The organism is Anoxybacillus dikiliensis (genome assembly GCF_050613275.1).
In the GTDB taxonomy this organism is placed as follows: Bacteria; Bacillota; Bacilli; order Bacillales; family Anoxybacillaceae; genus Anoxybacillus.
This window is the reverse complement of the sequence record NZ_CP187112.1, coordinates 1,479,225-1,502,778: the sequence shown is the minus strand read 5'-3', so window position 1 is coordinate 1,502,778 and position 23,554 is coordinate 1,479,225. Positions and strand designations below refer to the sequence as shown.

Sequence of the window (23,554 nt, the reverse complement as noted above, 5' to 3'; positions counted from 1 at the left end):
AAATAAAATTCATAAAATTAAAAAAATAAAGGTGGAAGTCATGAACTATTATACGATCTCCCAACTGGCTGAGCAGTTTGATATTAGTACACGAACGATTCGCTATTATGAGGAACGCGGGCTCATTTCCCCCATTCGCACGGAGTCGGGCCAGCGGCTGTATACGAAAAAAGACCGAGCGGTGTTAAAGCTCATTTTACGCGGCAAACGGTTCGGTTTTTCATTAGAAGAAATTCATGAAATGATTAGCCTGTTTGACAACGATCGCACAGGAAGAAAACAGCTGGAAAAAACAATTGCATACGGTGAGCAAAAGCTAAAGGAGGTGACCGAGCGGATTGAGGACTTAATGCAGTTAAAACAAGAAATGGAGTCGATTTTAGCAGATTTTCGTGAACGACTACAAAAATTGGAGGGAAGCGAATGAACATTTCCGAGTTGTTAGCGCGCAATGCGCGAAAGTTTCCGAACAAAGTGGCACTCATTGATGGAGACGTGTCACTTTCTTATCAAGAAGTAGATGATACGGTCAATCGGCTTGCTTCATCGTTAGATTTGCTTGGTATCGGACGGGGTGATAAAGTCGTCTTATATATGCCAAATGCGAAAGAATTTGTATATGCATATTTTGCCGCCTTGCGCCTAGGAGCCATCATCGTACCAGTTAATGCGCGGTTAACAGCGCAAGAAGTACAATATATTATCGAACATAGCGAAGCAAAAGCGGTAATTGCACATGATTGGATTTATCAAGAACTTGCCCCTCTTGCTCGTACGGTTGACGTCATTTGGGTGAAAACAGGGGAAGCGACGGACGGTTGGCGTTCGCTCACGCAACTCATTGCAAACGGCGATGCTTCTCCAATCATTTGTCCGCTGAACGAAGATGACGAAGCAACGATTTTGTACACATCAGGAACGACAGGCCGCCCGAAAGGTGTCTTGTTCACGTACCGCAATATTTTAGCCGTCGCAACAATGATGGCGTTAGAAACGAAAATGGATAAGCATAGCCGCCTGTTGCACATGATGCCACTCAGTCATTCCGCCCCACTTCATTTATTTTTTATTGGAGGTATGTATGTTGGGGCCACCCATGTGTTATCACCAACGTTTTCCCCAGAAGCCATGTTGCAACTGATTGCGCAACACGAGATTACCCATTTTTTCGGAGCACCAGTCGCCTATTTGCTCACTGCAAAACATCCACGTCTTCACGAATATGATTTATCGTCCGTTCAATATTGGACGTACGGCGGCGCACCGTTGTCAGCAAATGAAGTGCAATTTGTCGCCAAACAGTTTTGTACGAATCGACTGATGTGTTTGTATGGATTAACGGAAGCTGGACCGAACGGAACGTATTTATCACCGGAAGAACATGCAACAAAGGCGGGGAGCGTGGGAAAAGATGCTGCCCTTCATTGCGAAGTAAAAATTGTCGACGAACACGGCAAAGAAGTTCCGCCTGGAGAAGTTGGTGAGGTCGTCTTAGCTGGAGAAGGAACAATGAAAGGCTATTATAAAGACGAAGAAAAAACAGCAGAAACGGTAAAAAACGGCTGGCTATATACAGGTGATTTAGCGCGCCGTGACGAAGACGGATACATTTGGATTGTTGATCGGAAAAAGGATATGATCATTTCAGGTGGTGTGAACGTTTACCCGAAAGAAGTGGAAGATGCACTAAAGCTGCATCCAGCGATTGTTGATGTGGCGGTAGTTGGTGTGCCCCACCCCGAATGGGGGGAAACGGTGAAAGCGTTTGTTGTTACAACGGGGCCGATAGAGCATCTTGCAGAAGAATGTAGGCGTTTTCTATCTGATAAACTTGCAGACTATAAAATTCCAAAGCTATACGAAAGAATCTCTGAACTTCCGCGCAACGCGACAGGAAAAATATTAAAACAAGTATTGAGAGGGATGCATAATGAAACAGCTACGGGAAGTTGACCCGAACTTGCTTGCCAATTTAAAAAAATATTTAGATAAAGAGCTCTACACGTACGCGGAAAAAGAATTAGAGAAATTTTGGCAACGATGCATAACTCATATTGACCGCCGTGCAGTACACACAGATCGCGAAGGACAACCAAGACTTATCAAATATGACCGCTTTGGTAACGATATTTCTGAAATATGGGTGAACGAAGGATACAAACAAACAGTAAAAGAAACGTACGAAACGGGGATCGTTGGCTATGTCCATAAACCGATTCCTGCGCTTGGCCGTGTTGGCAACTACATTTATTCGTATGCCCAAGGCTATTTGTTATCGCAAGTCGAACCAGGATTTTATTGCCCGGTGACGCTCACGATGGCGACTGCATACGTATTAGAGCACTTTGCCGACGAACAAATCAAAGCGAAATATTTGCCGCACGTCATTTCAACAGGGGAAGTTGAGCTGTATGAAGGGGCGACGTTTTTAACGGAACGGCAAGGTGGTTCTGATGTTGGTGCCAATGAAGTACACGCTGTTTTATGTGGTGACCATTATGAAATTTACGGGGAAAAATATTTTGCGAGCAACGCTGGCATGTGTGGTGTTGCCTTAGTGCTTGCCCGCATAGACGGAAGCGAGCGGGGGACGAAAGGGCTTAGTTTATTTTTAGTGCCGTGGCGCAACGACGATGGCACATTAAACGGTATTCACATTCGGCGCTTAAAAGATAAACTTGGCGTTCGCGCTGTGCCGTCAGCGGAAGTCGTATTTGAAGGGGCAAAAGCTTATTTAATTGGCGATGCGAAAAAAGGGTTTTATTATATGATGGAAGCACTCAATTTATCGCGTGTTTGCAATGCGGTCGCTTCGATCGGAATTATGAAGCGGGCGTTAGAAGAGGCAAAGCAATACGCTGTCAATCGCCAAGCATTTGGACGTACACTTACAACATATCCGATGGTAAAAGAAACTTTGGCGAATTTAACAGCTCGTCAAGAAGTGCAAACGAGCGCTTGTTTTGAGCTTATTTCTTTTTTTGATCGGGTGATGCGCACACCCGAACAAGCATCTGAACAAGAGAAAGCGTGGAACCGCTTGTTAATTGCGCTTTTAAAAATGCGCACAGCGGAAGAAGCGATTGCGTTTGCTCATGAGGCGATTGAGTTACATGGTGGTAACGGTTATATTGAAGATTTCGTTACACCTCGTTTGCTTCGCGATGCCCAAGTATTAACTGTCTGGGAAGGAACGGCCAACATTTTAGGGCTTGAAGTGTTGCGTCTCATCCGGAAATATCGCATTCATGAAACATTTATTCAAACAATAAATGAACAACTCGCTGCACTTCCAATCGAAGCGCGCGCATTGGCTACACCAGTCGAGAGCGCGCTAAACGAGCTCATACGATCGCTAAAACAATTACACGGACAATCAGAAGATGTGCAAACGTATCACGCCAAAAAAATTGCCAATCGCCTTTGCGACTTGTATTTAAGCGTCGTCGCATTAAAACAAGCAAATGAAGGCAAACGAAACGAACTTATCACCCGTCTCTTTTTACAACATATTTGGGGGAGCGATTTATTTGACAAGGAGATGTTATCTGTCCATTATTTTGATGTCATCATAAACGGGACGAAAGAAGTGGAAGTATAAAGAAAAAGCAAGGAACAAACCTAGTTCCTTGCTTATATTAGTACAAACACCGCGAGAAAATGAGCGACAGATCCCCCTAACACAAATAAGTGCCAAACGGCATGGTGAAATTTAAACCCTCGCCATACGTAAAAAATTGCACCGATTGTGTATAATATACCACCAATGACTAAGTAGACGATTCCCTCAGGCGAAAGACCAGAGATGAGCGGCTTCCATGCAAACACAATTAACCAGCCCATCACAACATAAATGATCGTCGATGTATACAAAAAGCGATTGACGAAAAAACATTTAAATACCGTTCCCACCAATGCTAACCCCCAGACGATGCCAAATAACGTCCAACCAATTGTACCTTTGACTGCTAAAAATAAAAACGGCGTATATGTGCCAGCGATAAAAAAGTAAATGGCCGAGTGATCAACAATTTCGAATAGCCGTTTCCACCTTCCTTCTGGTAAGGCGTGCACGATGGTCGATGACAAATATAAAAGAAGCATCGTGCTTCCGAACAGAGTGACGCTCACAACGTGCCATGCGTTTCCGTGCAGCGAAGCAACAACGGTAAGCACGGCGAGCGCTGCGATGCTAAATACTGCACCAATTCCGTGGGTAATTGCATGAACGATTTCTTCCTCTTTAGTAAATGTATGTGTAAAAGCCAATGGCCTCATCCCTTTCGCTAAAGACATTTTGTTTATTTTACCACATACGTATACGTACCGTACATTTTTTGTTCATTGTTGTTTTCATTCGCGATATAATTAGAAAAAAGAGAGGTGACGAGGATTGCAAATACAGTTGGAAAGGCAACGGAAGGCGAAAAAATGGCTTGTACCATCTTTGATCGGTGTGTTGCTTCTTGCGGTAATTGTATGTACTGCTATTTCGATTTACGTCGGATGGAATTTGACGCATAAGGAGCGAAAGGCAGTTACAGAAACACCAACAGCCTACGGTATGACTTATAAAGATGTCACATTTGCAAGCAAACATGATGGGGTGAAGTTAAAAGGTTGGGTCATCGAACCAACGAAACAAGCGAAAATGACCGTTATTTTTTCGCACGGTTACGGTGGCAATCGCTACGAGCCGAATGTGCCGTTTTTACCAATTGCTAAAGAACTAATAGATGAAGGGTATCGCGTCATCATGTTTGATTTTCGTGCCAGCGGTGAATCGGAAGGAGAGATGACAACGATAGGCGCGAAAGAGAAATACGATTTGCTCGGTGTTATTGATTACGCGAAACAACATTATTCCGAACCCATTGTGCTTTACGGAGTGTCAATGGGGGCAGCCACATCGATTTTAGCAGCAAGTATGGATGAAGATGTGCAAGCGATTATTGCCGACAGTGCGTTTAGCGATTTAGAAGAATATTTGCGGACATATATGCCTGTATGGACGAACTTACCGAATGTTCCGTTTACGTACTTAATTATTACCCTTATTCCGATGATTACTGATTTGGATCCAGCAGAGTCGGTACCGATCAAAGCGATCGATGCAATTGCCCCACGTCCGATTTTATTTATTCATAGTAAAGCTGACCCGTCCATCCCATACGAAGAAAGTGTAAAAATGTATAACAAACATCCAGACGTATTTGAACTTTGGCTCACCGACAAAGCGAAACATGTAAAAAGTTTCGCGATGTATAAAGATGAATATATTCAGCGTATGTTAACATTTTTAGAAAAAGTGAAAGAATAAAATTTTGAATATTCATTGACTTCTGATAAAAAGATAGGTATGCTTGTAGTAAATTTGAAAATAGAGAGGGGAAAGAAGATGAGCGTAGTTGAGCAGAGAAGAGGGTATTTCGGAGAATTTGGCGGAAGCTATGTACCACCAGCGTTACAGGAAGCGTTAGACTATTTAGAAACACAGTTTTTAAGATACAAGGACGATCCTACATTCCATGAGGAATTTACGTTTTATTTAAAAGAGTACATCGGACGAGAAAATCCGCTCACGTTTGCTTCAAGGTTAACTGAAAAACTTGGTGGAGCGAAAATTTATTTAAAACGAGAAGATTTAAATCATACCGGTTCCCATAAAATTAACAACGTCATCGGGCAAATTTTATTAGCGAGACGAATGGGTGCTAAGCGTATTATTGCTGAAACAGGAGCCGGACAGCACGGTGTGGCGACAGCGACAGCTTGTGCGATGTTTGGAATGGATTGTGTGATTTATATGGGAGAAGAAGATACGAGACGGCAAGCATTAAACGTTTTTCGGATGGAGCTATTAGGGGCGAAAGTTGTTTCTGTATCGAAGGGACAAGGAAGATTGAAAGATGCAGTTGATGAGGCATTAAACGACTATGTCCAAAACTATGAACATACATTTTATTTGCTTGGATCAGCGGTTGGACCACATCCGTATCCGACGATCGTGAAACATTTCCAATCTGTTATTAGTGAAGAAAGTAAGCGACAAATTATCGAGAAGGAAGGACGTTTGCCTGATGCTGTAATCGCTTGTGTGGGTGGTGGCAGTAATGCGATTGGTGCTTTTGCTCATTATATCGATGAACCGAGTGTGCGCTTAATCGGTGTTGAACCTGAGCGGGCCGCCACGCTTACGAAAGGTGTTCCCGCAGTCATTCATGGTTTTAAATGTCTCGTTTTGCTTGATGAAGAAGGAAATCCACAACCAACATATTCTATTGCCGCGGGACTTGATTACCCGGGAATTGGACCAGAACATAGTTTTTTAAAAACATCAGGTCGAGCGGAATATTATACGGTCACGAACGAGGAAGTGTTAGAAGCATTTCAAGTGCTTTCAAGAACTGAAGGAATTATACCAGCTTTAGAGAGTGCTCATGCCGTTGCATATGCAATGAAATTGGCCCCGACACTCAATTCTGATCAAATGATTATCGTCAACTTGTCTGGGCGTGGCGATAAAGATGTCGAGCAAGTGTTTCATATGTTGAGAAGTTAGCCAAAAAACGTCGTTCCGCGTGATAGGAACGACGTTTTTTTTATTAATTTGCCTTTTTTAACATGTGCAATTCTTCTTCTGTCCGTGCAATACGACCAAGCTGATAGTTGAGTCGTTCGTGAATGTAAGCGATGTCCTGTTTTGTGGCCATTTCTCCTCGGATGTGAGCAATCTCATGCCGCATTGCATCTTGAATGCTACGTTGCTCTAGTTGGTTGTCTCGAATTGCTTTAATCATTGCTGTATTTTCCTTCATTTGCTCTTTCAACCAACGAATATCTTCTTCATGTCTATGAACGATTGCTTTTAATTCGCCAATCTCTTGCTTCATTGTCTGAATTTCTTGTTTCATTGTCTGAATCTCTTGTTTCATCCATTGCATGTCTTCTGCTAAGTTTTGAACGAGGTTAACAAGTTGAAGGAGAAGTTGTTCTTGCACGCCTAATTCACCTGCCTTTCATCCTAGAGGTATACGGCATTTCTGGTGGGGAATATGAAGAGGAGTTTGGTGAAATACCTTTGCCGTCATCTTATCATCATTTGTCGAAATGGACAAACTATTTTTTATATATTGTTGCATTGCTTATTTTGTCGTACGTGTAGCATACATGCGCTCTTTTGCAACTTGTAAAAGCTGTTGCAATTGCTCCCCCTCGACTGGATATGTCGCATAACCGACAAGGAAAGATACGGGGCTATTTTGTTTGATTCGTTCAATCATTGTAGACGGTTTCACAGCATTTTCGACAGCGATAATCAGGTATTCATCATTTGACCATTTAGCGATAATGTCGCTTTTTCGTGTTTCTTCGACTAAAAGTTGTTCAAATGCTGCTTTTTGTTGTGGTTGGCTATTTTGTTTCGTGCGGAGTAAATAAATGGTTAGACGACTATCCGGATCACGATCAACGAGTGCTGCGATTTTTTCAAATGTACTTGTAGCAAAGTCTTTGCTTTTTAACTGATATATTAAATCTTTGACGCAAGTTTTTCGATCATAACGATTACCAAAATAAATACCTACAATGGTTTGGAACACATAAAAACCGACGACAACATATAATTCTGCTCCGTGTAATTGTGTTACATCAATCGTATCACTCATAGCGACCGCTTCTGAAAATAATACAAGTTGACTAATGAATAAACCAATTGTTTTTCCTATATGTTTCTTAAACATATATTGTCACCTCCCTCCATATTATGAAACAATCGTGCTGTTGGGTTGGACAAATGAAAGAAAAATAAAAAAGGGCAAGACGATCGCCCTTTTTACATTAAAAGATGAAATGTGCGATAAGAACGATAATTGGTAATGTAATGAGTGTACGAAGTAAGAAAATAACAACTAAATCTTTAAACGTAATTGGTAGTTTAGATGCGAGCAACAATCCACCTACTTCAGACATATAAATAAGCTGTGTTACGGAAACGCAAGCAATAACGAAGCGAGTAAATTCACTTTCAATGCCGCTACCGATAATTGCAGGTAAAAACATGTCTGCAAAGCCAACAACGATCGTTTGTGCAGCAGCTGATGCTTCTGGTACTTGTAAGAGCGTTAAAAGTGGTACAAACGGTTTACCGAGCCATTCAAACACCGGCGTTGTTTCGGCAATAATTAATGCAACTGTTCCAATTGCCATGACGACAGGTAATACACCTAACCACATATCAATCACTGTTTGTATGCCGTTTTTTAATAGTTTCCCCATATCGCTATTGCGTTTAGCAACGTCTGTTGCTTGTTTTAGTCCCCATTGAAAAGGGGTGTACCCAGCTGGTACTGTTTCATCAACTGGTACGTGATGTTCATGATAATACGTATCTGGTTTTTTAGATAATGGCGGGATACGGGGCATAATAATCGCTGCTACGAGACCGGCAACGACGATAGTAAAATAGTACGCTCCAAACATATGTTCAAGCTTCATATACGTAATGACGACAATGCTAAATGTAATGGAAACGACTGAGAAGGTTGTTCCGATTACTGCTGCTTCCCGCTTCGTATAAAAGCCGTCTTCATATTGCTTATTCGTTAACAATACGCCAATTGTTCCATCCCCTAACCAAGAAGCGATACAGTCGATAGATGAACGACCAGGTAATTTAAATACGGGGCGCATAATTTTTGTTAAAAGTGCACCACATAATTCGAGTAAGCCGAAATCTAAAAGTAACGGCAAAAATAGTCCTGCAAATAAAAAGACAGAAAACAAAATTGGAATTAAACTATATAACAACAAAGCACCTGTATTTTCTGACCATACCCATTCCGGACCAATTTTCCATAATGTCATTGCCCCTAAAATTGTACCAACGATACGGGCAACGACAAACAAACCATTGACATCAAATAATCGACGAAGAAACGAGCTATTCATTATAAAAGAAGGTTGTGCTACTTTTGTGATAATTGTGCCAAGTGTTGCGATAAACATAAATAAAACAGAAATGGCTGGGATGACAGAAACAAAATTCCCTTCGACCCACTTCGCTAAAATGGCTACAGGAATAGTCATTTCACTTTTATAAGGGACAGGAATCATAAAAAGGAATACACCAACAAGTGATGGAACGAGAAATTTTAGTATGTCAGTAAGCTTGTGTGATTGAGTAAGATTCATTTAAAAAACCACCTTTCCACTACGTATTTGAAAGCGGATACATAACATTACTACTATCGTAATATAAAAATAAAAATAGTCAATATAACAAAATGATTCAGAAATATAAATTATTTTGTAAGAATGTATAAATATAAAAGTGTACACTTATATACATACGAAATTATGAATTAATAACAATTTTAATATTGTAAAATAAGCAACATAAAGCATAATAAAACAAAATGAACATATAATCAATCATTTTTTTGTATAAACGTTCAAATTCGAAATTTTTTGTTTTTGTAAGCACATCGATGCGTGTATTTTTTTTGTTTGTGCGATATGATAAGCAAAAACAAGCAAAGGGGGAATAACAGATGTGGCATTATGCAAAACCAATCGTCGTTGTTAGTGAATGTCTTGGTTTTTCTCCTTGTCGGTATAACGGTGATCAACTAAACGATGAAGTGGTACATAAACTCGCACCATTTGTACAATTTATTCCTGTTTGTCCAGAAGTGCGCATCGGGCTTGGTACGCCGCGCGAGGCGATTCGGCTCGTTCAAGACGGGGAGCAAGTGCGGCTCGTTCAACCATCGACCGGAATGGATATAACCGAGCAAATGAAAGAGTTTTCTGTTTCATTTTTAACGCGATTATCGAATGTAGACGGTTTTATTTTAAAAAGTCGGTCACCATCGTGTGGAATGAAAGATGTCAAAATATATCGTAGCGAACAAAAAGGACCTGCATCAGGAAAGGGAAGCGGGATGTTTGCGAAACATGTGTTACAAATGTTTGCACATAAAGCTGTGGAAGAAGAAGGTAGATTGACGAACTTTGTTATTCGAGAACATTTTTTGACGAAGTTATTTACGCTTGCTTTGTTTCGAGAGGTCAAAGAGTTAAAATCACACCATCGTCTCGTTGAGTTTCATGCGGAGCATAAATATTTATTTATGGCTTACCATCAACAAAAATTGAAAAAATTAGGAAACATTGTTGCGAATCGAGATCGTTTACCGATGGAAAAAGTATTTTTACATTATGAACAAACATTATATGAACTGTTTGCACGTCGCTCACGCCGCAATTCGAATATTAATGTTTGTCAACATATGATTGGTTATTTTAAGCACGAATTAAGCAGTAATGAAAAACGTTATGTCCATGAGTTGCTTGAAAAATATCGTGCAGAAAAGTTACCGCTAAGTAGTGTGACGGCGGTCATCCGTTCGTGGGCTATTCGTTACCAAAATGATTATTTACTCAAGCAGCGGTATTTTCAGCCTTATCCAGAGACGTTGCTTGACGTGACGGACTCTGGAAAAGGGAGAGACTATTGAAAAAGCGACAAAGGATTATCCTTGTCGCTTTTTCGTCATCGCATAATACAATGGGATACCAGATAACGTAACAACAATCGATAAAAACGTATCTAACGGTGCATGAAGTACGGTGCTCATAATAATATATGCTGTGCCGACAATTGCGACGATTGGAGTAAATGGATAAAGTGGCACTCGATATAATGGTTCGCTAGATAAGGATGATTTTCGTAATAAAAATACCGCATAAAAGGCAAAGCCGTAAAATAAAAAGACGCTAAAAATGGCAATATCCGTTAAGCGATCCGCATTACCAAGCAACATCATGACAATTGCAATGGCAATTTGCATCATTGTCGCAAAGACAGGGGTGCGCCATTTCGGATGAATATGAGCCAAATATTTAGAAAAAGGGAACAATCCATCTGTTGCCATAGCAAATGGCATACGCGGAAACGTAAGTATTTTTCCATTTAAACAGCCGAAAATAGAAATTAAAATACCAATAGCAATGAATTTCCCACCGAATGCCCCGAATAAAATGGTCGCAGCCTCGCTTGCTGCATTCGGTCCAAGTGCAACAATTTCATCGGCACGAAGTACATGAAGCAATGCTACATTCACAGCCACGTACGCAAACATGACAATAAGAATACCAGTGATAATTGCTTTCGGTAACGTTTTCGCCGGATTTTTCATTTCCCCAGCAACAAATCCAACGTTCATCCATCCGTCATATGCCCATAACGTTGCTAAAACGGCTGCCCCCATACTAATCGTTTGACTACTTCCGCTGTCCATGCCGAAAATAGGTACATTGCCCTTGGCCACCCCGAAGACAATGATAAGAAAAATAGGTAATAATTTCGCCGCTGTTAAAACACTCTGAACAATTCCACCAAACTGTGAGCCGAGCATATTTACGATGGATAAAAATAAAACAGCGATGATTCCAATCCAAAGCTCATTTTCTTTCGGCAAACCGAAAACTCCTACAAATAATGCCCCAAAGTACAAGCCTAGCGCACCGATAACGGCAGGCCCATAAATGATGGTTTGTACCCATCCGCATAAAAAGCCCCAAAACTTGCCGTAAACTTTTTCAATATATACGTACAATCCACCTGTTTCAGGAATTTTTGAGCTCACTTCTGCAATCGTTAACCCGCTTGCTAACGTAATGATTCCCCCGATGATCCAAGCGAGAAGCGCAAATGTTGAATTTCCAGTTGCTCCAATGACGACAGCGGGTTTCATAAAGATTCCAGATCCTATCACAGTACCAATGACGATGGCTGTCGCTGTAATAAAACCGATGCTTTGTTTCAATTCTGTTTTCGTCATGTTGTTCACCTCTAAAAGACAATTGTTTTTTTGTATCGAACAATCGCTATTATAGCATGAGATGGATGAAAACTTCTTTTTTTGAAAATTAAAATATTGACAGCGTGGAAAGAAAAGAATAAGATAAAACTAAAGTTGGCTTAAAGAAACTTTTTTAGTTCAAATCATTATTGTTTGCTTGTACCACATATCACAACATTTTTTGTTCACGCATATGATGGGCGAGCAAACAAATTTTTTGTACTAAAATTTGCATTAAGGAAACTTTTATACCTTTATACAATATATGAGGAGGAAAAATATGAAAAAGTGGGCTATTTTATGGATCGCTTTGTTATTGTTGGTTGGATGTGAAGCGAAAGAGAGTGAAAAAGATGTCATCTATGTTGTAACGACAACAGGGCAAATTGCTGATCTTGTTGAACATGTTGGAGGAGAGCATGTTCGTGTAGAAGCGTTGATGGGACCTGGGGTGGATCCTCATTTGTATAAGGCGACGCAAGGAGATATTCAAAAATTGAGCCAAGCAGACATCATTTTTTATAACGGGCTTCATTTAGAAGGAAAACTAGGGGAAATATTCTCTAAAATGTCAAAAACGAAAAAGGTTGTTCCAATCAGTGAAGCAATTCCAAAAGAAAAATTAATTGACGTAGATGGAGCATATGATCCGCATATATGGTTTGACCTTGATTTATGGAGTTATGCTGTTCGAACGGTAAAGGATGAGTTAAGTGCGATCGATCCGAAACATAAGCCAACTTACGAAGAGCGAGCAGAAGAATATATATCCCAACTGATGAAATTAAAAGAAGAAGCAAAACGAGAAATTAGTTCCATTCCAAAGCAGCAGCGCGTTTTAATTACAGCACACGATGCCTTTCATTATTTTGGGCGTGCGTATGATATTGAAGTAGTTGGATTGCAAGGATTGAGCACGGATGCAGAATACGGATTGAAAGACATACAAGAACTCGTTGACCTCATTGTTTCTCGAAATATTCAAGCGGTTTTTGTGGAAAGTAGTGTATCGAAAAAAGCGATCGAAGCAGTTGTTGAGGGAGCGAAACAGCGTGGACATCATGTCTCTATTGGTGGGGAACTCTTTTCAGATGCGCTCGGGCGAAAAGGGACAGAAGAAGGGACTTTTATTGGTATGTATCGTTACAATGTCAAAACGATTACACAAGCGTTGAAAGGGGAATGATGATGGATCCGTTAGTTGTAGAGCAAATGACAGTTGCATATGACCGGCAACTTGTATTAGAGGATGTGTCGTTTTCTGTTCCCGAAGGAAAGTTAGTCGGGGTGATCGGCCCGAACGGAGCAGGAAAATCAACGTTAATGAAAGCGATGTTAAATTTTATTCCGCGTATGAATGGGAATGTTTTGATTTACGGTAAACCGTATGAAAAGCAACGTCATCTTGTTGGATATGTTCCACAGCGAAATTCGGTCGATTGGGATTTTCCTACAAATGCCCTTGATGTTGTATTAATGGGACGATACGGTCATATCGGGCTATGGAAAAGACCACGCAAAAAAGATATTGACATTGCTATGGAATGTTTAGATAAAGTTGGAATGTTACCCTATGCAAAACGGCAAATTAGCCAATTATCTGGCGGACAACAACAACGTGTATTTTTAGCACGTGCACTAGCGCAAGATGCATCGATCTATTTTATGGATGAACCGTTTGTTGGGGTAGATGCAGCAACAGAAAAAGCGATTGTCCAACTGTTGAATGAATTGAAAACACGAGGGAAAACGGTATTAGTCGTTCATCATGATTTGCAAACGGTACGGGATTATTTTGATTACGTTTTGCTGCTAAATAAGCGTGTCATTGCATTTGGAGAGACGGAAAGCGTATTTACGTATGATCATATTCAAAAAACGTATGGTGGAAAAGTGACTTTTCTCTCTGCCACACATATTGTGGGGTGAATAGGATGGATATTAATGTTCAATGGGTATTTACAAGCATGGCTTTGCTTGGATTAGCAAGCGGGATGATCGGAACGTTTGCCTTGCTAAAAAAACAAAGTTTAATAGGAGATGCGATGGCGCATGCTGCTCTTCCTGGTATTTGTATCGCTTTTCTTTTATATGGACAAAAATCGCTACTTCTTTTTCTTATTGGTGCCGCTTGTTCGGGATATATTGCGACAATATGCATTCAGTTTATTGTTAAACATACGCGTGTAAAAGAAGATGCTGCGATCGGTATTGTGTTGTCTGTATTTTTTGGTTTAGGCATTGTGCTATTGACATGGATTAATCAACATGAGGGCGGAAATCAAAGTGGAATTCACGACTTTTTGTTTGGAAAGGCAGCGTCATTGACTGGAAGCGATGTAAATGTGTTAACTGCAACAGCTGCAACGGTCATTATTATGATTCTCATTTTCTTTAAAGAGTTTAAAATCATTACATTTGACCGAGCGTTTGCGCAAGGAATTGGTATACCCGTATCGCTGTTAAACGGTGTGCTCATGTTTTTAATCGTTTCCGTTGTTGTGATTGGTTTACAAGCAGTAGGCGTTGTGTTAATGTCCGCACTACTTATTACTCCTGCATTAGCTGCAAGATATTGGACAGAAAAACTAGAATGGATGACGTTGTTAGCTGGAGGATTCGGAGCTTTATCAGGGGTTGTTGGAGCATATGTGAGTTTGGTTGCCTACGTTCCAACCGGTCCGCTTGTCATTATTTTTGCAACGATGTTGTTTGTTTGCTCGTTTTTATTTGCTCCTAAACGTGGGGTGTTGAGCAAAATGATTCGCCAATATATTCAAAGACGAAAAGTGCGATCAAAACAGCTTGTGTATAAGCGAGGGGAGCAATTATGAGCTATACGATGTGGATTTTACTCACTGCATCTCTTGTCGGCATCAACTGCGGATTAGTCGGTACATTTCTTGTGTTGCGAAAAATGTCAATGCTGTCCGATGCCATTAGCCATAGTGTGTTGCTCGGCATTGTTGGAGCGTATATGGTCAGTCATCATCTGCAAGGTGTGTCTATGCTCGTTGGGGCATTAATTGTTGGATTGCTCACGACATTTCTCGTTCAATGGCTGCATCAAAAAGGAGTTCAAAATGATGCTGCAATCGGAGTCGTGTTTACATGTTTGTTTGCTGTCGGTGTTGTCCTCATTTCTCTCTTTGCAGATCGTGTCCATTTAGATGTTGAACATGCATTAATGGGAGAGATTGCATTTGTGCCTTGGGATGTGCTTGAAGTCGGGGGCAAAAGCATCGGTCCGAAAGCGATTTGGTTGCTTGGATTTGTTTTAGCTATCAATATATTTTGCATCGTTTTTGCTTACAAAGAATTGAAAATTAGCTCATTTGATCATGAAATGGCAGTCACACTCGGCATTCCAGTTGTATTGATTCATTATGTATTAATGGGAATGTTGTCATTAACAACCGTTGCATCATTTGATAGCGTTGGTGCCATTTTAGTAGTAGCGATGCTTATTGTCCCGAGTGCGACGGCATACTTATGGACGGATCGGCTCAGTGTGATGCTTATATGCAGTGCGCTCATTGGCGTGTTAGCGTCGATGATCGGTTACACGATTGCAATGGTATTCAATGTATCTATTTCCGGAGCGATTGCTGTATCAACAGGTGTCCTCTTTTTTATCTCTTTATGGATCGCACCGAAACATGGGATATTGAGGAAATGGTTAAAAAAATCTCCTGCCTAAGCAGGAGATTTAATCTTTTATAGCAGAAAGAAATGCATCAACAACGCTTACATCATTTGTGATTAAAAAAGCAGGAAGTAACGTTATAATTGTCACAACTGTCGCATATGAGACGATAATATTTTTCACTATTTTCATTGTGTTCACTTCCTTTTGATTTTATTTTCTTACTTTTCTGTATTTTTGTCAATATTTTTTTACAAGAGAAATTTTTGTACGAAAATGGTATAATGAAAAAATGGTTGTTTTTAAGGGGGGATATGATGCGAATACGCGATTGGGATCGAAATTTACGCATTCGTTTAGTCGGGGAATCGTTCGTTGGGATTACTTTTTGGATGATATTTCCTTTTATCGCTATTTATTTTTCTAACATGTTTGGTAGAGAAAAAGCTGGGATATTGCTCGTTATTTCCCAATTTTTTTCTGTTGTTGCGAATTTGCTTGGGGGATATTTTGCTGATCGCTTTGGAAGAAAAAAAATGATGGTGCTCGCTGCGTGTGGGCAGGCAGTTGCTTTTTTCTTATTTGCATTAGTCAATTCTCCACTATTCTCATCACCTGTGATGAGTTTTATTTGTTTTGCCCTCGTAGGTGTATGCGGTTCACTTTATTGGCCTGCTAGTCAAGCGATGGTTGCTGATGTCGTGGCAGAAAAGGATCAAAGTAGTGTATTTGCTGTATTTTACACGATGAATAATGTGATGGTCGTTATTGGTCCGCTACTTGGAGGAATCTTTTATCCACAACATTTTTTTTACTTACTGCTCGTTGCCGGAATATTTTGTGCAATTGTCGCTACCATTTTGTTCATTTACTTAGAGGAAACGGCACCGTTGTGGGCGAAAACGACAGGAACATGGTACACCTTTTTTGTTGAGCAATTGAAAAATTATCGTCTTATTGCGAAAGACCGCACGTTTCTTTTGTTTATCGTTGCTGGTGTCCTCGTTGCCCAAACGTTTATGCAACTTGATATTTTAATCCCTGTGTATGTGAAAGACGTTGTTTCAGAGCAAACGTTAATTTCTACCGGTCATTGGTCACTTTCGTTGAGCGGAGAAAAAGCATTTAGTGTACTTATTGCTGAAAATGGATTGCTTGTTGCTTTATTTACGGTGGCGGTAACGAAATGGATGGGAAACTACAAAGAAAAGTCGGTATTTGTATGGTCCTCTCTTTTGTATGGACTCGCTATTTTCTTTTTCGGTCAAACGACATCGCTTTGGATCATGGTCATTTTAATCGGTATATTTACACTTGCGGAACTTATGACGGTTGGTTTACAACAAACATTTGTCGCTAGATTAGCCCCTGATCATATGCGAGGACAATATTTTGCAGCGGCGAGCTTGCGTTTTACGCTTGGTCGTATGATTGCTCCGCTCGTTTTAACGCTGCCGTTTGCGTATCATTGGACATTTTTTGTTTTAATGTTACTTGCTATATGTAGTGCATGGTTGTATGCTGTTATGTTTCAAATGATGGAAGGAAAGTCATCTTGTTAGTGGATAATTGAAACAATCGATGTATAGAGAAGTGGTCACGTTGTCGTTGACATCATGTGACCACTGATGTACATATATGATGTAAAGTCCCTTCTTTTTCTCATATTTTCCCTTTTCTTTTCATACATATGGTGATGTAAATATGATGAGAAAAAGAGGGGAAATACGTGTGAGTGAACAAGGGGGATTACAAGACGAAGCGATGACACGAAGCGAACGACGAAAACGAAAGCGGACACATATTGTCTCCGTTTTATTACTCGTTGTAAGCGTGTGTGTCGTCAGTGTATGGGGAATGACAAAAAAAGAGACAGTTGAGCAAAAAGTAATTGAGCAATTTATGACAGCGCTACGTCAAGAAGATGTACATACGTTGCGACAATTCATCGATATTCCGTTGGAAAGTGATGACACTCTTTTCCCGTTGTTTGCATATTTGCGCAAACATCCTAAAGGTTATGAGCAAATTAGAAAAGAATTGAAGCAACAGCAAGACGATCGAGTTTACATAAAAGGATTAACGTCAACTCCTCCAGTTTTTCTCATGAAATTGTCGCAAGGAGTGTACAAATTTGAGCCGGCATTGTATCACGTATATGTGCAAACAAATGAAAAAGGGGCTCGCATTTTTATTAACGATGCGGATGTCGGAGAGACAAATGTATCTTTAACGAAAGTAGGATCATATATTCCGGGGTTATACGAGCTAAAATTAGTTACAGATGAACACGAACAGACGAAGCAACTATTGCTTTTTGGGGGAGAGCGGATTCGTATCGTTCATTTCGATTCGAATGAGTAGATGCAACGACATGTTGCGTCTTTTTTTATGAACAATTGAAACACTTCTTTTTGTCGATACGTAATATAATCATCATTTCCATTTCATAAAAAATCATAGTAAAATAAAGGATCATAGACGATGGGAGGACAACAATGAAACGGTTCATTCGGACGATATGGCGGTGGTTTGTATCATGGAATGTTGGTTTATTTAGCGCCCTTATTTCATTGTTGGCGTTTCGCTTACCGTTTCCTGTTTCATTTTTGATCGGGGCAAGTATAGGGGTGATGTATTCAATTTATATGAAGAAAAAAGAGAAGAAACATGTATCTCATCGTTCGAAAGATGAGCGGTTGAAAGACGCGAAAAAAAAGGTGCGGAAAATCGGACAAAGTTTATGGCGAATTCGTTCGATTTCGATGTTTTCTAAGCTTTCTCGTTTATACTCTATCTGTCAAAAAATAGTTGAAATTGTTGAAAAACAACCGGATCGTTTAGCTGTCGCGCAACCGTTTTTTAACACGACGTTAGATTCAATTGTTACAATTATTGATAAATATATTTATTTAATGAAGCAGCCGGTGAAAAACGATGATATTCGCCAAGCGATCAGTGAAGCAGAACAAGCGCTTGACCTTGCACTGACGAAAGCAGAAAATCAACTATTGGACATGCTTGAAGAAGATTTGTTTGATTTACAAACGGAAGTAAAACTTGTGAAACATACGATTGCAACAGAAGAATCTCTTTCTTTGCCAACGAAACATACAGTAACAATGATGGAGGAGAAAAAGCATGAACAAAAACGATGAAGTACTTTGGACAAGTTCGATCGATTCGCTACTTGCCAATCCATTTGGAGAAGTGATAGAAGCGAGTGAAAAGTCACCATCTTCGCGTCTAATTGATCAATTAAAAGAGGAACATCGACAAAAAGCGCTAGCGCTTGCAGAGCAAATTGATCCGCGCAACCACCAGGCGATTTTACAGTACGGTGTAGCTGCACAGGTAGAGTTGTCACGCTTTTCGCATTCTATTTTAAATCATGTGCAAAAAAAAGATGCTGGTTCTGTTGGAGAGATTATTCATGAGCTGATGACAAAGATGAAAGAAGTAAATGTAGAAGATTTTACAATAAATAAAAAAAGTTTTTTAGCACGCATGTTTCAATCTGTCACACAGTCTGTTCAACATATTTTATCTAAATATCAAAAGCTAGGCGTTGAAATTGATCGAATTGCGGATCAACTCGACAAACATCGTCAAATGTTATTTCGTGACATCATGATGTTAGAAACGTTATATGAAAAAAACAAAGAATATTTTGATGCATTAAACATTTACATTGCCGCCGCTGAAATAAAACTAGAACAGCTGCGAACAAAAACGATTCCTGAACTAGAAAAAAAGGCGTTACAGTCACAAAATCAAATGGATGTACAAGAAGTTAATGATATGATCCAATTTACTGATCGTCTTGAAAAGCGCATTCACGATTTAAAATTAAGTCGGCAAATTACGATTCAAACAGCACCGCAAATTCGACTGATTCAACATGTCAATCAAACGTTAGTCGAGCGCATTCAATCGTCCATTTTAACTGCCATTCCGCTTTGGAAAAACCAACTCGTCATCGCATTAACGTTGCTTCGCCAAAAGAAGGCGGTGGAAGCGCAAAAAGCGGTAACAAAAACGACGAATGAATTGCTGTTGCGTAACTCAGAGATGTTAAAAATGAACACGATTGAAGCAGCAAAAGAAAACGAGGAAGGACTTGTCAGCATTGAAACATTGAAAAAAACACAGGAAAATTTGCTAGTGACGCTTGAAGAAACGTTAAAAATTCAACAAGAAGGGCGCATGAAACGTCAACAGGTGGAACAGGAACTGATTGAGATGGAGGAGCAGTTAAAACAGCGGTTACTTACACTAAAAAGGGCTGAGTAAAATCAGCTCTTTTTTATTGATTTTATATACCTATTAGGGTATGATGTGTAAGGGAGGTAGACAACATGACTTATGCGTTTATTTTGATGTTCATGTTATATGCTTTATATTATCGATACGTACCTGTTCGGGGTGTAAAGGAACTGCAAATGTTACCTACACATAAACATGTTACAATACTCGATGTGCGCGACTACAATGAAGCAGATGATATCGATAAGGCGCATCGCATTCCAGTTGCGTATTTGAAACGTTATTATGAAACGATTCCGCACCGTGAAGTTATTGTCATTGCGAACGATGCTTTAGAGAAAAATGTCGCTATTCGCCTGTTAAGGCGTTATCATTTTTCTGTCAAAGGATATTATATAAAAGAAAAAGGAAACGTTCGTAAATGGGATATGGTAAAATGTCACTAACTGTTCAAACTTTGCCGAAGGTTTATTTGGTATAATACATTTACACGTACCTGTATATGGAGGGGATATATGATGAAAAAAATCGTCATTGTCGGCGGTGTAGCCGGGGGAGCTTCTGCCGCCGCTCGTTTACGTCGGTTAAGTGAGAAAGATGAAATTATTATGTTTGAACGTGGTGAATATATTTCGTTTGCAAACTGCGGACTTCCGTATTACATCGGGGATGTTATTCGAGAAAGAGGTAAGCTACTCGTACAAACAGTCGACGGCATGTCGAAACGATTTCGTATTGATGTACGCAATTTAAGTGAAGTGACAGCTATTCATCGTGAACGAAAAACGGTAACAGTAAGGAATTTACAAACAAATGAACAATATGAACAGCCATACGATGTCCTCATTTTATCACCGGGAGCGAAGCCAATTGTTCCGCCTATTCCAGGAATAGATCAAGCGAAAGCGCTGTTTACGTTGCGCAACGTACCGGATACCGATCGCATTCGTTCATTTGTTGACGACGAAAAGCCGAAACGTGCTGTCGTCATTGGTGGAGGCTTTATCGGTGTAGAAATGGCTGAAAACTTAACAGAGCGAGGCGTACATGTAACGCTTGTAGAGATGGCCAATCAAGTAATGGCGCCAATTGATTACGAAATGGCAGCTATTGTGCATACGCACATGAAGGAGCATGGGGTGGAATTAATTTTAGAAGATGGTGTGCAAGCGTTTGAAAACGAAGGAAGACGTGTCGTATTAAAAAGCGGTCGCGCGATCGATACAGATATGATTATTTTAGCGATTGGAGTTCAGCCAGAAAGCCAGTTGGCGAAAGAAGCGGGGCTGGAACTTGGTTTTCGTGGTGCCATTAAAGTGAACGAGCATTTGCAAACATCTGATCCGAACATTTTTGCTATCGGCGACGCAATTGAAGTAAAAAGTTACGTCCATGGATTTGAAACGTTCGTTCCGCTTGCTTGGCCAGCCAATCGTCAAGGTCGACTTGTCGCTGACTACATTAACGGTCGTGATGTCAAATACAATGGAACGCTCGGTACATCGATTGCAAAAGTTTTCCATATGACAGTTGCGGCAACAGGACTAAATGAAAAAGTATTGAAACATCACGGCATTGATTATGAAGTTGTTCACGTTCATCCAATGAGCCATGCTAGCTACTATCCAGGTGCTACTCAAATGACGTTAAAGTTAATTTTCGATCGGCAAGGGCGTATTTACGGGGCGCAAGCGGTCGGACAAGATGGAGTTGACAAGCGCATTGATGTCATCGCCACAGCGATTAAAGGCGGACTAACGGTATATGATTTACCTGATTTAGAACTGGCATATGCTCCACCGTTTTCATCGGCGAAAGATCCAGTAAACATGGCTGGGTATGTGGCATCGAACGTGCTTGATGGGATGGTTGAAACGGTACAATGGCATGAAATTGACGACATCGTCGCCGACGGTGGGTTGCTCATTGATGTTCGCACACCGAAAGAGCTAGAAACGAGAGGAGCAATTCCGGGCAGCATCAATATTCCGCTTGATGACTTGCGCGATCGTCTCCATGAATTGCCGAAAGATCAAACGATTTACGTCACATGCCAAGTTGGTTTACGTGGCTATTTAGCAACGCGTATTTTACAAGAGCATGGATTTCAAGCTAAAAATTTAGACGGTGGTTATAAACTGTATTCAAGTGTAAAATAAGGGGGATTTACATGTTTGAAAATATTTTGCCAACAGAAGCAGATACGCTACGTCATGAAACAAATGTTGAAGTGTTAGACGTTCGTGAAGCACATGAAGTGGCAGCAGGAAAAATTCCGGGTGCCCGCCATATTCCACTCGGACAGCTGTTTGCTCGTTTAAACGAACTTGACCAAAACAAAACATACATCGTCGTTTGCCATTCAGGAGGCAGAAGTGCATTAGCGTGCGAATGGCTAGCTGAACGCGGCTTTCATGTAAAAAACATGGTTGGTGGCATGATGAGTTGGGAAGGAGAAGTGGAGTAATAAGACTGGCGATGTGCCAGTCTTATTTTTTATGCATTTTTAATCGTTTTATTGTAAAATGAAAGACATGTGTTGGAAGGGAGATATAAGTAAAGGGGAATATGTATGTGGAAAAATAAAAATATTATGCTTATTTTCATAGGGGAGTTTATTGCGGGAATTGGCTTATGGCTTGGAATCATTGGGAATTTAGAATTTATGCAGAAACATATTCCTTCCGACTTTGTGAAGTCGCTTATTTTATTTTCTGGTTTGCTTGCTGGTGTGATTGTTAGTCCAATAGCGGGGAAATGGATCGATACATATAACAAAAAACATATTCTTCTATACGCTGGAATCGGCCGTGTAGGGAGCGTCCTTTTTATGTTATTCGCTTTAACATATGAATCTATTTTTCTCATGATTTGTTTTATGATCTCGATTCAGACGGCGGCAGCTTTTTATTTTCCAACGCTACAAGCGATCATTCCACTTGCTGTAACAGATGAGAAGCAATTGATGACCGTCAATGGGATGCATATGAACATTTCTGCACTATCACGTATTTCTGGTACTGCCTTCGGTGGTGCGCTACTAATGATTACGAGTTTAAAAACGTTATATATTGGAGCGATGATTGCATATATTTTCCTATTCTTCCTTACGTTTTTTATTGATATAAAAGAAGAAAGGCGTGAAACAAAACACGGTAAGAAAGAAAAACAGCGATTTACGGACATATTTCCAATCATTCGTCAATTGCCCATCGTTTATATGGCGGTAGTTTTAACGATTGTGCCACAGTTGTTTATTGGCGGATTTAATTTAATGGTCATCAATATTAGTGAATTGCAACATGATCCGTCAATTAAAGGATGGCTATATACCATTGAAGGAATCGGATTTTTGTTCGGGGCATTTTTCATTAAATATGCTGCTCATGACAAAACGTATATAAGATGGATGTACGTATTAACATGTTTCATTGCCTTTGCACAGCTATCTCTACATTTTGCGCATATCAAATGGGTTTCACTCGCTTCATTTGGATTGTTCGGCATATCTGTCGGTTGTTTTTTCCCAATGATCGCGACCATTTTTCAAACAAACATTCCAAAGCGATACCACGGTCGATTTTTTTCATTTAAAAATATGTTTGACCGCGTGACGTTCCAAATTGTATTGTTAGCTTCTGGATTTTTGTTAGATACAATTGGATTAGACAATATGGTCGTTTTGTTTGGATCTTTATCACTTTTGTTAATGATGTACACGATGTTTCGTAAAAAAGAACAGTTAAAAAGCGAAGGAGCATAAATGCCTTCGCTT

The 23,554-nt window shown here is 40.1% G+C and carries 24 protein-coding genes; 18 read left to right on the top strand and 6 right to left on the bottom strand.

Annotated features, from left to right (window positions below; genetic code table 11):
- The first annotated feature begins 40 nt into the window (after positions 1-40).
- Genes ACPF7I_RS07930 through ACPF7I_RS07920 form a run of 3 tightly spaced genes read left to right on the top strand, consistent with a single transcriptional unit; the run spans position 41 to position 3,601 of the window.
- Entirely contained in the window at positions 41-427 is a 387-nt protein-coding gene (locus ACPF7I_RS07930) for a MerR family transcriptional regulator (RefSeq protein WP_003395870.1), read from the top strand.
- A complete protein-coding gene (locus ACPF7I_RS07925) occupies positions 424-1,953 on the top strand; it encodes a class I adenylate-forming enzyme family protein (protein ID WP_430743994.1) in 1,530 nt (509 codons plus the stop codon). Before ACPF7I_RS07930 ends, ACPF7I_RS07925 begins: the two co-directional genes overlap by 4 nt.
- Complete coding sequence (locus ACPF7I_RS07920; protein WP_430743995.1) at positions 1,931-3,601, top strand: acyl-CoA dehydrogenase family protein; 1,671 nt, start codon at positions 1,931-1,933, stop codon at positions 3,599-3,601. The genes ACPF7I_RS07925 and ACPF7I_RS07920 overlap by 23 nt, the downstream gene beginning before the upstream one ends.
- A 32-nt stretch (positions 3,602-3,633) precedes the next feature.
- Here the strand turns inward: ACPF7I_RS07920 and trhA are convergent, their stop codons facing one another.
- On the bottom strand, positions 3,634-4,269 hold the full coding sequence (gene trhA / locus ACPF7I_RS07915; RefSeq protein WP_430743996.1) for a PAQR family membrane homeostasis protein TrhA: 636 nt from the start codon (positions 4,267-4,269) through the stop codon (positions 3,634-3,636).
- A 124-nt stretch (positions 4,270-4,393) separates the two neighbouring features.
- On the opposite strand from trhA, the gene ACPF7I_RS07910 reads away from it, so the two are divergent.
- Together ACPF7I_RS07910 and trpB are read left to right on the top strand one after the other, a co-directional pair.
- Positions 4,394-5,320, top strand: a complete 927-nt coding sequence (locus ACPF7I_RS07910) for an alpha/beta hydrolase (protein WP_430743997.1) — start codon at positions 4,394-4,396, stop codon at positions 5,318-5,320.
- Positions 5,321-5,398: 78 nt separating this feature from the next.
- A complete protein-coding gene (gene trpB / locus ACPF7I_RS07905; protein WP_430743998.1) occupies positions 5,399-6,562 on the top strand; it encodes a tryptophan synthase subunit beta in 1,164 nt (387 codons plus the stop codon).
- Between the two features lie 43 nt (positions 6,563-6,605).
- Here the strand turns inward: trpB and ACPF7I_RS07900 are convergent, their stop codons facing one another.
- The 3 genes from ACPF7I_RS07900 to ACPF7I_RS07890 form a co-directional block, all read right to left on the bottom strand.
- A complete protein-coding gene (locus tag ACPF7I_RS07900; protein WP_430743999.1) occupies positions 6,606-7,001 on the bottom strand; it encodes a hypothetical protein in 396 nt (131 codons plus the stop codon).
- 144 nt (positions 7,002-7,145) lie between these two features.
- Complete coding sequence (locus ACPF7I_RS07895) at positions 7,146-7,742, bottom strand: Stand-alone sensor domain-containing protein (protein ID WP_430744000.1); 597 nt, start codon at positions 7,740-7,742, stop codon at positions 7,146-7,148.
- A 97-nt stretch (positions 7,743-7,839) separates the two neighbouring features.
- Positions 7,840-9,192: a YjiH family protein gene (locus ACPF7I_RS07890; RefSeq protein ID WP_430744001.1), complete on the bottom strand. Its 1,353-nt coding sequence runs from the start codon at positions 9,190-9,192 to the stop codon at positions 7,840-7,842.
- Between the two features lie 359 nt (positions 9,193-9,551).
- On the opposite strand from ACPF7I_RS07890, the gene ACPF7I_RS07885 reads away from it, so the two are divergent.
- The gene (locus ACPF7I_RS07885; RefSeq protein ID WP_430744002.1) at positions 9,552-10,520 is read left to right on the top strand and encodes a YbgA family protein; all 969 of its coding nucleotides are present in this window, start codon (positions 9,552-9,554) and stop codon (positions 10,518-10,520) included.
- A gap of 15 nt (positions 10,521-10,535) precedes the next feature.
- Here the strand turns inward: ACPF7I_RS07885 and ACPF7I_RS07880 are convergent, their stop codons facing one another.
- On the bottom strand, positions 10,536-11,846 hold the full coding sequence (locus ACPF7I_RS07880) for an APC family permease (RefSeq protein WP_430744003.1): 1,311 nt from the start codon (positions 11,844-11,846) through the stop codon (positions 10,536-10,538).
- Between the two features lie 301 nt (positions 11,847-12,147).
- On the opposite strand from ACPF7I_RS07880, the gene ACPF7I_RS07875 reads away from it, so the two are divergent.
- Genes ACPF7I_RS07875 through ACPF7I_RS07860 form a run of 4 tightly spaced genes read left to right on the top strand, consistent with a single transcriptional unit; the run spans position 12,148 to position 15,567 of the window.
- On the top strand, positions 12,148-13,053 hold the full coding sequence (locus tag ACPF7I_RS07875) for a metal ABC transporter solute-binding protein, Zn/Mn family (protein WP_430744004.1): 906 nt from the start codon (positions 12,148-12,150) through the stop codon (positions 13,051-13,053).
- 2 nt (positions 13,054-13,055) lie between these two features.
- Complete coding sequence (locus ACPF7I_RS07870; protein ID WP_430745939.1) at positions 13,056-13,796, top strand: metal ABC transporter ATP-binding protein; 741 nt, start codon at positions 13,056-13,058, stop codon at positions 13,794-13,796.
- A gap of 5 nt (positions 13,797-13,801) precedes the next feature.
- Positions 13,802-14,701, top strand: a complete 900-nt coding sequence (locus ACPF7I_RS07865; protein ID WP_430744005.1) for a metal ABC transporter permease — start codon at positions 13,802-13,804, stop codon at positions 14,699-14,701.
- Positions 14,698-15,567 carry a metal ABC transporter permease gene (locus ACPF7I_RS07860; RefSeq protein ID WP_430744006.1) on the top strand — a complete coding sequence of 290 codons (870 nt, stop codon included), beginning with the start codon at positions 14,698-14,700 and terminating at the stop codon, positions 15,565-15,567. Before ACPF7I_RS07865 ends, ACPF7I_RS07860 begins: the two co-directional genes overlap by 4 nt.
- Before the next feature lie 9 nt (positions 15,568-15,576).
- Here ACPF7I_RS07860 and ACPF7I_RS07855 read toward each other — a convergent pair whose 3' ends face one another.
- Positions 15,577-15,705 (bottom strand): hypothetical protein, encoded by a 129-nt coding sequence (locus ACPF7I_RS07855; RefSeq protein ID WP_003395906.1) that lies wholly within the window; start codon positions 15,703-15,705, stop codon positions 15,577-15,579.
- 125 nt (positions 15,706-15,830) lie between these two features.
- Here ACPF7I_RS07855 and ACPF7I_RS07850 point away from each other — a divergent pair, with 125 nt between their 5' ends.
- The 8 genes from ACPF7I_RS07850 to ACPF7I_RS07815 all read left to right on the top strand — a co-directional run bounded on the left by ACPF7I_RS07850 (position 15,831) and on the right by ACPF7I_RS07815 (position 23,542).
- A complete protein-coding gene (locus tag ACPF7I_RS07850) occupies positions 15,831-17,075 on the top strand; it encodes an MDR family MFS transporter (RefSeq protein ID WP_430745940.1) in 1,245 nt (414 codons plus the stop codon).
- 169 nt (positions 17,076-17,244) lie between these two features.
- Entirely contained in the window at positions 17,245-17,877 is a 633-nt protein-coding gene (locus tag ACPF7I_RS07845) for a PEGA domain-containing protein (RefSeq protein ID WP_430744007.1), read from the top strand.
- 134 nt (positions 17,878-18,011) lie between these two features.
- Complete coding sequence (locus tag ACPF7I_RS07840; RefSeq protein WP_430744008.1) at positions 18,012-18,671, top strand: 5-bromo-4-chloroindolyl phosphate hydrolysis family protein; 660 nt, start codon at positions 18,012-18,014, stop codon at positions 18,669-18,671.
- Complete coding sequence (locus tag ACPF7I_RS07835) at positions 18,655-19,806, top strand: toxic anion resistance protein (RefSeq protein ID WP_430744009.1); 1,152 nt, start codon at positions 18,655-18,657, stop codon at positions 19,804-19,806. Before ACPF7I_RS07840 ends, ACPF7I_RS07835 begins: the two co-directional genes overlap by 17 nt.
- A gap of 65 nt (positions 19,807-19,871) precedes the next feature.
- On the top strand, positions 19,872-20,225 hold the full coding sequence (locus ACPF7I_RS07830; protein ID WP_219985912.1) for a sulfurtransferase: 354 nt from the start codon (positions 19,872-19,874) through the stop codon (positions 20,223-20,225).
- Between the two features lie 72 nt (positions 20,226-20,297).
- A complete protein-coding gene (cdr, locus tag ACPF7I_RS07825; RefSeq protein ID WP_430745941.1) occupies positions 20,298-21,938 on the top strand; it encodes a CoA-disulfide reductase in 1,641 nt (546 codons plus the stop codon).
- An 11-nt stretch (positions 21,939-21,949) separates the two neighbouring features.
- A complete protein-coding gene (locus tag ACPF7I_RS07820; RefSeq protein WP_430744010.1) occupies positions 21,950-22,246 on the top strand; it encodes a rhodanese-like domain-containing protein in 297 nt (98 codons plus the stop codon).
- 105 nt (positions 22,247-22,351) lie between these two features.
- Complete coding sequence (locus ACPF7I_RS07815; protein ID WP_430744011.1) at positions 22,352-23,542, top strand: MFS transporter; 1,191 nt, start codon at positions 22,352-22,354, stop codon at positions 23,540-23,542.
- Positions 23,543-23,554: the final 12 nt, after the last annotated feature.